At 30.2% G+C, this 13210-nt stretch carries 9 protein-coding genes; 3 read left to right on the forward strand and 6 right to left on the reverse strand.

Translation table 11 applies throughout. The annotated features are described in order from the left end of the window. Window positions 1-8: 8 nt before the first annotated feature. Window positions 9-2432 (reverse strand): TonB-dependent receptor, encoded by a 2424-nt coding sequence (locus DS884_RS01260; RefSeq protein WP_113785474.1) that lies wholly within the window; start codon window positions 2430-2432, stop codon window positions 9-11. 36 nt (window positions 2433-2468) lie between these two features. Then, window positions 2469-3374, reverse strand: coding sequence for a DUF6607 family protein (locus DS884_RS01265; protein ID WP_113785475.1), 906 nt, complete (start codon window positions 3372-3374; stop codon window positions 2469-2471). Between the two features lie 97 nt (window positions 3375-3471). Here DS884_RS01265 and DS884_RS01270 point away from each other — a divergent pair, with 97 nt between their 5' ends. From DS884_RS01270 to DS884_RS01280, 3 genes are all read left to right on the forward strand, one after another. Then, on the forward strand, window positions 3472-5556 hold the full coding sequence (locus DS884_RS01270; RefSeq protein WP_113785476.1) for a TonB-dependent receptor plug domain-containing protein: 2085 nt from the start codon (window positions 3472-3474) through the stop codon (window positions 5554-5556). Window positions 5557-5577: 21 nt separating this feature from the next. Continuing rightward, window positions 5578-6192 (forward strand): HmuY family protein, encoded by a 615-nt coding sequence (locus DS884_RS01275; RefSeq protein ID WP_113785477.1) that lies wholly within the window; start codon window positions 5578-5580, stop codon window positions 6190-6192. A 170-nt stretch (window positions 6193-6362) separates the two neighbouring features. Further along, window positions 6363-6827 (forward strand): hypothetical protein, encoded by a 465-nt coding sequence (locus tag DS884_RS01280; protein WP_113785478.1) that lies wholly within the window; start codon window positions 6363-6365, stop codon window positions 6825-6827. Between the two features lie 49 nt (window positions 6828-6876). On the opposite strand, the gene uvrA is transcribed toward DS884_RS01280, so the two are convergent. The 4 genes from uvrA to DS884_RS01300 form a co-directional block, all read right to left on the reverse strand. After that, window positions 6877-9666, reverse strand: a complete 2790-nt coding sequence (gene uvrA / locus DS884_RS01285; RefSeq protein ID WP_113785479.1) for an excinuclease ABC subunit UvrA — start codon at window positions 9664-9666, stop codon at window positions 6877-6879. Between the two features lie 146 nt (window positions 9667-9812). Next, entirely contained in the window at window positions 9813-10514 is a 702-nt protein-coding gene (locus DS884_RS01290; RefSeq protein WP_093871872.1) for a hypothetical protein, read from the reverse strand. Window positions 10515-10892: 378 nt separating this feature from the next. Next, complete coding sequence (locus tag DS884_RS01295; protein ID WP_113785480.1) at window positions 10893-11756, reverse strand: glycosyl hydrolase family 18 protein; 864 nt, start codon at window positions 11754-11756, stop codon at window positions 10893-10895. 363 nt (window positions 11757-12119) lie between these two features. Continuing rightward, complete coding sequence (locus DS884_RS01300; protein ID WP_113785481.1) at window positions 12120-13190, reverse strand: linear amide C-N hydrolase; 1071 nt, start codon at window positions 13188-13190, stop codon at window positions 12120-12122. Between the last annotated feature and the right edge of the window lie 20 nt (window positions 13191-13210).

The raw sequence follows: 13210 nt of genomic DNA on the forward strand, positions 1-13210 counted from the left end.
TTCTTTAATTAAAATTTATAACGTAGCGTTGTTCCAAAACTAGCAGGTTGAATTCTATTTAAATATACAGTACGATACGCATTAAAGCCTATGGCGTTAAATATATTGTTACCAAATACATCTAAACTTAAGCTTCTGTTAAATTTATATGAAGCTTGAAAATTTACTGTTGTGTACGCTTTTAAATCAAAAGGCTTTGCATCAGGAACAACTCCTGTATGTGTATAGTTTCTAGACCAAACATTGTGAGGTCTTTCACCTAAATAATATACTCCAGCCCCTAATGACAATCCATTTAAATAATTTTGAAATTCATAGCGAGCCCAAAAGTTAGCAGTATGTTTAGGAGTATTAATAGGTCTTGAATTATAGTAGTATGAAACATGATCTTTGTATTTTGCATCTAAATAAGAATACCCACCAATAATTTCTAAATTAGGAAGTACACGACCAATTAGTTCAACTTCAATACCATTTCTAGTGTCTTCACCTCCTTTTAAATAATACCCTAAGAAATTACCTGCATTATCTAATGCTTGTAGGTTTAGGTTTTTACTATTTGTAAAGAAAGTAGTTAGGTTAAAGCGTAGTGCATTGTTAAACCAAGTAGATTTAATTCCTGTTTCAATTTGATCCCAACGCTCAGTGCCTAGTTCGTTACCATTAATATCTCTGTAGAAAGAAGTCATTGGGTTTGAACTGTTTGCATAAGAACCAAAAATGATAATATTTTCAGTTGGATTTATATTAAAACCTATTAAAGGATTAAAAGCATTATCACGCTTTGATCCTGTTAAACTCCTACCTAAAAAGTTTCCTTTTGTTCTTTCCAATGAAGTATAACGAAGGCCTAAAAATACATCAGCCCAATGGTTTAATGAAATTTTATCTTGTATTGTAAAACCGTATGATTTTGTTTTTGATCCTGTAGCTCTTGCTGGGTTTTCAGTTAAACTAATACCAGAAGGTAACGTGTTGTTAATTGGTTGATTAACATCTATAATGTCAACATAATTATTGGTTCCAGGGTATGTTGTAGTATAGGCTGTATTATCAAATTCAGTATTTCTATAATCTACACCTATTTGAAATGTATGCTTTAAAAACCCTGTTTGAATATCTTTACCAACTAAATCTATTTGGAGAACACTGTTTTTGTCGCTTCTACCTCCTGCGTAATATTCTCTATACCTTTGCGTAGTAGGTAAAACTGGTAACCCAGATCTTCCACCTCCTTGAAAAGCATAGCTTGTTTCACCATATGTTTGTAAATCAGAAGTAAATAAACCAGCTTTAATACTCATTTTATCACTAATTTTTCTGTCAAAACGTATAGCATACGTTGTATTTAAAGTGTTGTTTCTATCAGATTCAAAACCAATAAACTTATTGTTAGGCAGTTTTAAAATATTATTAACTTCATAAGTACCTAAGTTGATTGTACCTTGATCTGGAGTTCTACTATCATCCATATAATCCATTTCTAAAACAATAGTTGTTTTTTCGTTTGGCTTCCATGTTAAAGACGGATTTATATAAAAACGTTCAGAATTTACAAATGCTCTATAACTATCAGCTCTGTCATAAGAACCAGCAACTCTAAAAGCAACAGTTTTTTTCTTGTCTAATGGACCATAAAAATCAAAAGTTGGGCGAAGTTGTCCAAAACTTCCAGCTCTTAAGCTAACTTCACCACCACTATAAAACTTTGGGGTTTTTGTAACAATATTTATTACACCACCAGCAGATCCTAAATCGCCACCAAGTCCTTGACTTATTGCAGAGATACCTTTTAAAACTTGAATGTTATCAACTCCAGCCATATCTGTTATAACTCCAACTCCTCTAAAATCGGAATTGATTCTAACACCATTCTTAAGTAAAGGAATACCTCTATAACCTCTTAATGACATACTTTCTCTAATGTTTCCATAGGTAGCAAAAGTGTATACCCCAGCAACGTTTTTAGTAACATCACTTAATGTTATAGCATTTTGATCATTAATTAATTTATGTGATAAAACTGAAATACTTTGTAATTGTTCATTTGGAGCTAAAGGGAGTCTAGTTAATGTTTCTAGTTTTTCTGCTCTTTTTCTTCTTGAACCAAAAAGTTCAACTTCATCTAATTGAGTGTCGGACTTAAGAATAAAAGTAATATTTACATTACTATTATTAAGTTCAATTTCTTTTATTGATTTAGTATAACCAACTGCACTTGCAATAATAGTATAGGTTGAATAGGGAATGTTTTTAATAATAAAGCTACCATCTTCTTTACTTTCACTTCCTAATTGTGTTCCTTTTATATAAATGTTAGCATAAGGGATTACCTCATTTTGTTCATTTTTTACAGTACCTTGTAGTGTTGTTTGACTGAATGTTATTTGTACAAATGTACAGGCTAGTAGTAGCGAGAATATAAATCTCATTGTTTGTTTTTTAGTAGGTTTTGTGTATTGTTTGAATTATTTTTTTACAAAAGATTCAATAGCTTCATTTATATCTTTCTCTTGAGTTACTTTATCAGAGAACAAATGTTTGTATAATGGTTTATTTTTTACTTTACTTTCTAATGATAAGTTATTGTTTCTGCCATATACTTCATTCCATTTATTTCTAACTAACTGCCATTTATTAGTGTTTTTCTTCCACCAATCTTGAGCACCTTTACATCTACTGTCTGGTACTTTTACATAGGTGTTATAACCCTTTTCAGAAGCTAATACAATATCTTTTACACCTTGTTTTCTAATTATTTTTTTATTGTCTTGGTCATGAACCCAACCGTAATTTGTTATTTCATGTCTGTTACCTCTTTCAGTTACATTATAATCGCTTCTTTTAGTGTATTCTCTTCTAGGTAATGGAGCATCAGTTGTGCTTTCCCAATAACTTTTACCATCTACATGGACCCAAGTACCAGAGCCTTCGTAACGAGGACTATCATCTACTTGATATACTTTTTGCGTCCACTGTTTCTTAACTTCAGATTTAGATTTGTTTTCGTAAATCCAGTTATTGTCTCCATTAAACATGTAAAAATCTCTGTTTTGATATACCCAATCTTGCCTCCAGTGTTTTACGATGTATGGTTTTTTAGGATTACCAACTTGTAGTAAATGTTGAATAGATATTTCATTCTTTTCATCAACGATTAATTCAGCCCATTCTAAGGCTTTATCCGATTTAGTTTTTGAAGCCTTGTAAAGAGAATCTTTACTGTAGTTAAATGTTTCTGCAAAATTGAAAGTTACTTCAAAGCAACCACACATTTTCTTAATAGCTTCTCTATCTTTTTTCTTTTTGCTTTGTGCATTCCCAGTATTAATGGTTACTAAAGCTATAAAAGATGCTAATATTATGTTTTTCATCCTATTTGTATTTAAGTTTTAAAATTTTAGGCAAAAATATAAAATTTATTTAGATTGATTTAAAATAAGAATATATATTTGCAGAAAATTATTAAGAATGTTTCTAAATAGAAAATTGTTTTTTGGTTTGTTAGTTGTTACTTCTTCTGCTTTTTCTCAAGAAAACGAACAAGTAAAAGATTCTTTAAAGGTTAACAAATTAGATGAGGTTATTATAACGGCTACAAGAACGGTTAGGCAATTGTCTTCTATACCAATGCCAGTAACTTTAGTTTCGAAAAAACAAATTGAGAAATCTGGATCAGTACGATTAAAAGATATTTTGTTGGAACAAACAGGAATAACTTTAGTGAAAGATGTAGGAAGCTCAGAAGGAGTGCAACTTCAGGGTATTGCTGCAGATTATACTTTGATATTAATTGATGGTGTACCTGTAGTAGGAAGAACAGCTGGTAATATTGATTTAAACAGAATTACTGTAAATAACATTAAACAAATTGAAATTGTAAAAGGTCCTTCTTCATCTTTATATGGTTCAGAAGCAATGGGTGGAGTTATAAATATTATAACTGAAAAGCCAAATAGAGATCAGCTAAAAGGTAAATACCATCTATATACAAGAGGTGGGGCTAAAAATGAGCTTGATATTAACGGAGACATAGTTTATAGAGAAGGTAAGTTTGGTGTTATCGCAGGCGTAAACTTGAATTCGAGTAAAGGATTTGATTTAACTCCTTTAACGGCATCAAAAACTGTATATCCACATCAAAATTATACACTAAATGCACAAGTTTTATACGATGTGTCAGAAAAATTAAAGTTAGATTTTTCACAAAGATATTATAATCAAAATCAATATATAAACTCAGTAACTAATAATCAAATTGATTGGAATGCAAATGTTAAATTGAATCATTTCTTAACTGATAAATGGGATATTGATTATACTTTTTATGCTACAAGGTTTAAAACGGAAAGTACATTAAATAATGTTACAACACTTTTTAATAGAAGTTTATTTAGACCAGAAATTAGGTCAAAATACATAGTAGGAAACTCAGGTACAATAATAGCTGGTGTAGGAGGTAATTTTGATGAATTAGATAGGTCGTCTATAAATGGAGCGAAGCAATATAAAGCTTGGTATGGTTTTGCACAGTATGATTTTAACCCTATTAATGATGTTAATGTTATTGTTGGAGCTCGTTATGAAGGAAGTAATAGTTACCAATCAGCTTTTAGCCCAAAGTTATCAGCTAGTTATCAGTTAAATGATATGATAACGTTAAAAGGATCTGCAGGTTTTGGATTTAAAGTACCCGATTTTAGGCAATTATTTTTTGATTTTAGAAATGTATCAAATGGTTATATAGTATTAGGTACCCATACAATTCATAACCTTTTTCAAGGAGTAGCAGGAGTTAGCTCAATAGAAAAGCAATTAAAACCTGAAACATCAATAGGGTATAATATTGGTTTTCAGTTTAACCTAAATAATGATTTAAAGATTAATGTAAATGCATTTAGAAATGATATAAAGGATTTAATTGACACTTTTGATACAGAAATTTCAGCATTAACAGTAGGACTTCCAAGAGGAACAAGAACATTTTCTTACAGAAACATTAATAAAGTATTTACCCAAGGAATAGAGGTAGATGTAAATTATAAAATAAATAAAAACTTTCAATTTTTTACTGGATATCAATTTTTAGATACTGGTAATAAAGAGGAGTTAAATAGAATAAAAGAAGGCGTTTTTTATAGAGATGAAAATGGTGTATCTCAACAGTTAAATGCTTCGTCATATTTCGGGTTGGTCAATAGATCAAAGCATATGTTAAATGCAAAACTTTTTTATGAAAATTTTGAACACAATTTCTCTATGAATATTAGAGGTGTTTATAGAAGTAAATATGCGCCTTTTGATACAAATGGAAATTTATTAATAGACGATTTTGACAATTTTGTTGTAGCAAACACACAAATTAATACAGCAGTTACAAAGGAATTCCTTGGTTTTATGAATTTACAAGTGGGAGTAGATAATTTGTTTAATTCTACAGGAATTGAAAATAAAGAACTGTTTAATTATACAGATAGTAATGGAAATGTAATACCTAATGAAAGTTATTTACAGTTAGGTAGAACATATTATGGAAGAATACAATTTAACTTTTAATATTAAAAATAGGATTATAGAATGAAACATTTAAGAACAATTTTGGGAGGATTAATTATCGCTTTTTTAATTACATCTTGTAGTAATAATGAAACTAATGAACCATTAGTGAAGTCGGTTGAAAGTAAAAGTATTGAAAATTTACATGCGCCTGGAAAGGGGAGAGGTAACTATACAGGACCTTTTACAAAATTTAGTTTTTCTGAAGGAAAACAAGTAACTGGTGATAATTGGGATATTGCTTTTAGAGCCACAGAAATTATTATAAACGGAGGAGAGAAAGGAGCGCTTTTAGAAGATATAGATAGAGTTCACAGTGCAGCTTTAGTTTTAAAAACTGGTACGTTTACATCAATAAAAGAGGCTCCAACCGATAGTGAGTTTAAGCAAGATAAAAAAGATGCATTAGTGTTATTAACAGGTAGTGGTAATGGTTGGTATACCTACGACCCAACAAACCATTCAATTAATCCAGCACCAGGAAAGGTATTGGTAGTTAAAACTCATAATGGACACTATGCAAAAGTAGAGATTTCAAGTTACTATAAAGATAAAAAACCTTCACATACATCATCACAGTATTACACATTTAATTATGTGTACAACCCTAATAAGGGAGATAAAAGTTTTCAATAAGTATCTTATTGAATTTTGTTAGTTTTTGTTACGTAAACCTGTTTAGCCTTTAAAAGTTAAACAGGTTTTTAATTTTTTAGCGAAATTGAATTCTTTTTAATTTTTAAGAATGGGTAATTTTTTTAACCTTTTAATACTTATAAAGTAGTAACCTTTAATAACTATTAATTATGTTTAAAAATTTCAATAATCAAAAGAGTAAGTTTCTAAGTTGCATTCTTTATGCTTTTTTAGTATCAGTATTTTTTGTTTCCTGTTCTCAAGATGATGATACAACTTTGCCAAACTCTATAGAAAGTAATGAAAAACCTTCTGGAGAAAGAAGTGCGACTAAGAAGAAGTATAAATTTCCTACAATAGGAGTACATTCTGTTACTCCATGTGGCTATGGTTTTAAAGTTAAGTTTTATTATTTAGGCACAGGAGCAATGGCAACAGGAGTTACAAAACCTTATCAAATTTTTAATTCATCAGGTACTTTAGTCGATTCTAGTACAGTTACTCACAATGGTAATACAAATTGGGTTTTAAATCCGTGTGAAGTATACACAGTACAAATTGATGCAGGACCATTTACCGGAATTGTTACTTTTACAGTTACCAGTGATGGTTGTGGAGGTACTTTTGTTTGTTAGTTGTAATAAAAAGAAAAAAGTGGAGCTAATTAAACTCCACTTTTTAATATTAAATTATTTTCTCTTTAAGGTATTTTGAAGTATATGATTTTTTGTTTTTAACTAGTTCTTCAGGGGTGCCAGAAAAAATTAAATTACCGCCATTTTTTCCACCTTCTAAACCAAGGTCAATTATGTAATCTGCGCATTTTATTAATTCAATATTATGTTCAATTACAATAATAGAATGACCTCTTTCAATCAAGGCATTAAATGAGTTTAAGAGTTTTTTAATATCATGAAAATGTAAACCAGTCGTAGGTTCATCAAAAATAAATAATGCTTTATCTTTTGTGGTTCCTTTTACTAAAAATGAAGCCAGTTTTATACGCTGTGCTTCACCACCAGAAAGTGTTGAAGATGATTGACCTAATTGTACATATCCTAAACCAACATCTTGTAAAGGTTTTAGTTTTCTTGCTATTTTTGGTTGGTTAAATTCTGTAAAAAAAGATACGGCATCATCAATTGTTAGGTTTAAAATATCATCAATGTTTTTTCCTTCAAAAGCAACTTCTAAAACCTCTTTTTTAAATCGTTTACCATTACATGCTTCACACTGTAGGTGAACATCAGCCATAAATTGCATTTCAATGGTAACTTCACCTTCACCTTTACAAACTTCACAACGACCACCTTCTACATTAAAAGAGAAGTGTTTAGGTTGATAGTTTCTAATTTTTGAAAGTTTTTGTGAAGATAATAGTTTACGAATATCGTCATATGCTTTTATGTAGGTAACAGGGTTTGATCGAGACGATCGACCAATAGGATTCTGATCAATAAATTCAATATGTTTTAATGTTTCAAAACTTCCTTTAACCTCAGTATGTTGCCCTAGTTTATCACCATATCCTATTAATTTTTTTTGCATAGCAGGATATAGTATTTTTTTTACTAAAGTACTTTTACCACTTCCTGATACTCCTGTAATTACAGTAAGATTATTTAAAGGGAAAGAAACATCAACATTTTTCAAGTTGTTTTCCCTAGCTCCAATAATGTCTATAGTATTTTTTGATACTCTTCGCTTTTTAGGTATTTCTATAGTTAACTTTTCAGATAAATATTGAGCAGTTAATGATTCGGAGTTTAAAAGCTCTTTGTAGGTGCCTTCAGCAACTACATTACCTCCAAAGGTACCAGCTTCCGGACCAATATCAATTATATAATCGGCCTCCTTCATGATATCTTCATCATGCTCAACAACAATAACAGTATTTCCTAAGTCACGTAGATTTTTTAGTACTTTAATAAGTCGTTCGGTGTCTTTGGGATGTAATCCAATACTAGGTTCATCTAAAATATACATGGACCCAACTAAACTACTTCCTAAAGAGGTAGCCAGGTTAATTCGTTGGCTTTCTCCTCCTGAAAGAGTATTTGATGTTCTATTTAAAGTTAGATAGTTTAATCCAACATCTTGTAAAAATTGAAGTCTGTTATTGATTTCAGTAAGTAAGCGCTTCCCAATTTTTTCTTCGTACTTATTAAGTTTTATAGTGCTAAAAAAACTTGCAAGTTCATCTAAAGGTAAAGAAACTAATTCTGAAATGGTCTTATTATATACTTTTACATAGTTTGTTTCTTTACGTAATCGTTTTCCGTTACATTCGGTACAAGTTGTTTTACCTCTGTAACGAGATAACATAACTCTATTTTGAATTTTATAACTTTTTTCTTCTAAGGTTCTAAATAAGTGGTGTATACCGTTAAATTTTGAGGTTCCATTCCACACTAACTCCTTTTGTTCATCAGTAAGTTCAAACCAAGGTTTATGAATAGGTATATTAAAATCAGCTGCATTTAATATTAAAGCCTCTTTATATTTTTTATAACTATCGGTTTTAAAAGCGAAAATGGCATCTTCGTATATAGATAAACCAGTATTAGGAATAACTAGTTCTTCATCAATTCCTATAACGTTTCCATAACCTTCACAGGTTGGACATGCTCCATACGGATTATTAAAGCTAAAAAAATGAGTGTTAGGCTCTAAAAAGGTGATTCCATCTAATTCAAATTTATTACTAAAAGACGTTGTTTCATTGGTAGACATGTCGTCAACAAAACAGATTCCTTTTCCTTCAAAAAAAGCAGTTTGAATTGCATCAGCTAACCGATTGTAAAAATCTTCTTCGTGTTTTACAACAACCCTATCAATAACTAAGAAAAATTCATTTCCTTTAAAGGTTTTAATCGGAAAATCATCAATTCGATACACTTCGTTATTATATTTTAAACGAGCATATCCTTGTTGCATTAGTACTTGTAAAACAGTTTCTATTTTACGGTCTTTACTTATGGTTATAGGAGCTAGTAAAAGTAATTTACTACGTTCTTCAAACTTTTTTATAAAATTTAAAACATCAGTAACTGTATGTTTTTTTACTTCTTTGCCAGAAACAGGAGAAAATGTTTTACCAATACGAGCATATAGTAGTTTAATATAATCGTAAATCTCTGTTGAGGTTCCTACTGTTGATCTTGGATTGGTAGAGTTTACTTTTTGTTCAATAGCAATAGCAGGAGAAATTCCTTTAATATAATCTACTTTAGGTTTATGAAGTTTACCTAAAAACTGGCGCGCATAGGATGATAAGCTTTCTACATATCGTCTTTGGCCTTCGGCATATAAAGTATCAAAAGCTAAAGATGATTTACCAGATCCAGAAAGTCCAGTAATTACCACTAGTTTGTTACGAGGAATTACAACATCTATATCTTTTAAATTATGGAGTTTAGCTCCTTTTATTATGATATTTTCCTTTGGATTTATAGTAGAAAGATCTCTTTTCATTTTAGGCTAAAAAATAAGCGATAAAAATACGGCTTTCTTGAATAAGAAAATAAGTAATACCTAAAAGAGTTTATCTTTTTGAAGATAAAAACTTCCTTTACAAACAAAGGTAAAGGAAGTTTAAAGTTTTAATATTGAATATAGAACTACTTAGTAATGGTAAAAGTATACCCAGCAACTGGTCTAACAGTAGAGTAGATAGTTGTAGAAACATTATATGTTTGTCCACGTTTTAAAAACTCAATAGTTGATACAACTTTTATTCCTTGAGCTGGATCGTTACGGTCAAGTTGAGCAATACCAACTTGTCTTCCTTCTCCAAAAGTTGATCCTTCACGAATAATCATCCATGAATTATAATATCCAAAACCAAGAGGATTGGAGTCAAATTTATAAAAAGAAGTTACAGATTTTATTTCGTGAGAAATGTGAGTACAAGCTGACAATCTTAAATCTATTGGTGATCCAAAGAAAATTTTAGCAGATGTTACAACAATTTTTACATTATCACTATAATGAGGAGCATAAGCTAAAACATAATTGTTTTTTGTAAAATCTATTGCATCGCTAGCAATTTCAGCATTAAAGTCTCCTTTACCACTATGAAATTGTCTTATAATTGGTTCTACATTAGGAGTGATTTCGTTTAAATATAACATTAAATAACCTCCAGTAGAAGATCCTGAGTCTGGTCGTTCAACATGACATTTTAAGCTTTTAACCCCAGTCAATTTAATATTTGAAATAGCTGTTTTCCATATTTGATCAACTTTTACATATTGTTCAGCAAGTAAAGATTGATTATTGATACTTTCAACTTTAGGTAATTCTTGGATTTCTGTACTCATGATGTTTAAGTTTAATAATTTATTCCCATTGGTAAGGTTTCGGGGATAGTACCTCGTTTGTTATAGTAGTTTCTGAACTCTACTTTTAGGTTAGTTTTGAAAATGATTTATAGCGCTATTGATCATTTTCTAAGAGAGTAGCTTTACAATCTATGTAACCAAAGTTAAAGTGTAATACACGGGTTTACAATACTTGCTTCCCCTGAAAGTTGTACAAGGGAATTGGTTATTTTGCATAGGGGTTTTTCCTTAAAGAGAACTAACCATAAGTTAATTAGTATTCTATAATGGAATATGTGCCATGAAAAAACCTGTTCTATATTTTAAGTTATAGAACAGGTTAAGATTGGTGTCGAGTAATTTTTTAAAAAAATAAAATTAAGCGATAGGTGTTTTAATTTTAAGGGCTTGACCTATTCTTTCGGCCCAAACTCCATCTTTATCACTTGAGAATTGCCAATTCATCATCCCACCCAGAATACCATTTTGTTGAATCGGTTCTATAACTTCTGTAATAATTTCATCTATAGGCATATATCCAGAACCTGCATCTCTAGGTGTTACAGGTAAACCAATCATTATTTTTTCGGGGCTTAAACCTGCAAGTTTTGAAAATTGCCAATATGAAGTTACAATTTGGTTTGGGTTAGAGCTCCATGGAGGATTATTGTAAAATTGAACATTTAACCAATCAATAGAGTTTCCTACTTGTTGCATTATTTTTACGTAACCGTCCATACCACTTCCAATTTCTAAATAAGGAGGTTGTGGTGCGTGAGTAATTAAATATTGGGAACTTGGTAATTCTGATCGTAATGCTTGAGTTAAGTTAACTAAAAAGGCAACACCGTCATAATTAGCATTTCCCGTAAAAGAAGCAGTGTCTTCAAAATCGATATCAATTCCATCAAGATTATTATTTTTTATAAACTCAGCAATTGATATTGCTAATTCTTTTTCATGCCCAGCTATCTTACTATAAGCAACAGAAGACATTTCTCCACCCCCAAAGGAAATAAGAACTTTTTGTCCATTTGCTTTTAGCTTTGCAATTGCATTTTTTGTTGTTTGTGTTAATTCAGGTGGGGAAGTAGAAGCAGCAATACCACCTGCTAATTGCAAGGATAGCGGATTGCTTTTAGAAGTATACAAGAAAGATAAAATAATATCAGTGTAAGGAAGGTTAACTGCATGTTCTAAAGGAATTGATCCATTATTGTAATAGCTGATTAGTTTTGACATAGTTTTATAAATTAATTTAAATTTTATCTATTTCTTAAATAATAGATGAGCATAAATAATCGTTATTATTTATTGGTATTTTGTTTAAGTGTGCTTATTTAAAAGTAATTACTATTATGTTAAGAATTTAATAAGGTTCTTTAAGTGATATGTTTTTGTGTTTAAATGATAGGATGAAAAGTATGAGAGATGGTTAGAGAAGAATTTAGTAATGATATAAAAACCTGTTCTATAAAGTATTAATATAGAACAGGCAATTACTATATTATTAACAGTTGTTACGAATTTATTATTTTCCATTTATTAAACTGTTTTTAATGAATAAAAAATAGATTAAATTTTCTTAGTAATATATATAATGTATTAGGCTAGAATTAATTCTGAAGCAAAAGGATCAAGAGTTTTTATAAAATTTTCATTTTGATTTCCAAATAATTCATGGTTTATAAATTGGTGATCATCCTCAGAAACAACAACAAGCTTTGAAACGGTACTTGGGAATTTTTCAAGTTGATTTAAGTCTACATAAATTTCTCCCATTGTTCTAGTGTTATAGAAATAATATTTGAGGTTGTTATGACAAGCAACTGTAGACCATAATGTTTGCGCAATATTTGGAAATTGAGGATTATTAGATTTGAAATTAACAGGAACTGATGCATTCATAACCACAGATTTAGATTGTGTTAAAGAGTCTGGAATATTCTTTGTTTCGTATAAATGATTTAAATAATATGATGCTCTTGCAAATCTATCTGAAGGAAATGGTCCACCAGGAAGTGTGTTACTTGGAAAGAAGTTTTTATCACTCCATTGCCAACGCCAAAATTGATTTAATTCAATTTGTTTAGCATATGAAGGTTCGTTGGTCATTACTCTAAATTCAGGGTTGTTATATATAAAATATTTGCCCTTATGAACTTCTATAATTGCTGAGTCACCGAATTTATCTGAAACAGCAAGGTGTAAAGCTGCAAGTTTATCAGAACCAGGAACTATTCCTCCAATTAGTTGAATTTGTGTTTGAGCACTTTCACTAAATGCAGCTACTACTTCTTTTACAGAACAACAAGTATCTAAAACAAATTGTACCCAACGTAACACGTCTAGGTTTTTACATGAGCTTCCGTCTTTTCGAGCATATTTAGCATTACTATCGTATAAAAGATTGGCTACTAACCCAGCTGAGTTTATACCGTCAGAAGCACCAAAAGGAGCTTTAGTACCAACCATAGTAACAATACTATTATATTTAGCAGTCCATATTAGTGAATTTTCATTTTGAGGAGACGTTCCACTTTTAATTATTTCTTCTTCATTATTTACTTTGAATGCAAAAATTGTAGTAGGCATTTGAGTAGCCCAATCCATATTTCTAGCAGTTGTTAAATAATTGTTTTCTTTATTGAAATTGTTAAATATTCTTGTACACATAATTTTAGTTTTTTAATTTT

The sequence above is a fragment of the Tenacibaculum sp. E3R01 genome (assembly GCF_003318185.1).
In the GTDB taxonomy this organism is placed as follows: domain Bacteria; phylum Bacteroidota; class Bacteroidia; order Flavobacteriales; family Flavobacteriaceae; genus Polaribacter; species Polaribacter halocynthiae.